Source organism: Bradyrhizobium sp. Crot121, from assembly GCF_059512385.1.
In genome coordinates, this window is the sequence record NZ_JCAMOR010000279.1 from 1 (window position 1) to 869 (window position 869).

Consider the following 869-nt stretch of genomic DNA (forward strand, 5'->3'; position numbering starts at 1 on the left):
GGCAGGAAGTTGCGGAACGGGTCTTCGGCATAGACGCGCGATTCCACCGCCCATCCCGTCAGCGTCACGTCCTTCTGCGTAAGGCTGAGCTGTTCGCCGGCGGCAACCCGGATCATCTGCTCGACCAGATCAATGCCGGTGACGAGCTCGGTGACGGGATGCTCGACCTGCAGGCGCGTGTTCATCTCAAGGAAGTAGAAGCTCTTGTCCTGGCCGGCGACGAACTCGACCGTGCCGGCCGAGTCGTAGCTCACCGCCTTCGCCAGCGCGACCGCCTGCTCGCCCATCTTGCGGCGCGTGGTCTCGTCGAGCAGCGGGGACGGCGCCTCCTCGATGACCTTCTGGTTGCGGCGCTGGATCGAGCACTCGCGTTCGCCGAGATAGATCACATTGCCGTGCTTGTCGCCGAGCACCTGGATCTCGATGTGGCGGGGATCGACGATGAATTTTTCGACGAAGACGCGGTCGTCACCGAAAGAGGATTTCGCTTCGGCCTTGGCGAGATTGAAGCCCTCCTCGACCTCGGCCTTCGAATGCGCGATGCGCATGCCCTTGCCGCCGCCGCCGGCGGAAGCCTTGATCATCACGGGATAGCCGATCTCGTCGGCGATCCTCACCGCATGCTTGTCGTCCTCGATGACGCCAAGGTGGCCCGGCACGGTGGAGACCTTTGCCTTCGCGGCCGCCTTCTTGGACTCGATCTTGTCGCCCATCGCGGCGATGGCACCAGGATTGGGGCCGATAAAGACGATGCCGGCCTCCTTCAGCGCGCGCGGAAACGCCTCGCGTTCGGACAGGAAGCCGTAGCCGGGATGGACGGCCTCGGCGCCGGTCTTGCGGCAGGCCTCGACGATCTTCTCGATCACCAG

At 64.4% G+C, this 869-nt stretch carries 1 protein-coding gene; it reads right to left on the minus strand.

Annotation, left to right across the window (positions count from 1 at the left end; all coding sequences use genetic code 11):
• The coding region (locus tag AC5ZGW_RS46510; RefSeq protein ID WP_496114188.1) for an ATP-binding protein at positions 1-869 on the minus strand (869 nt) is incomplete at both ends.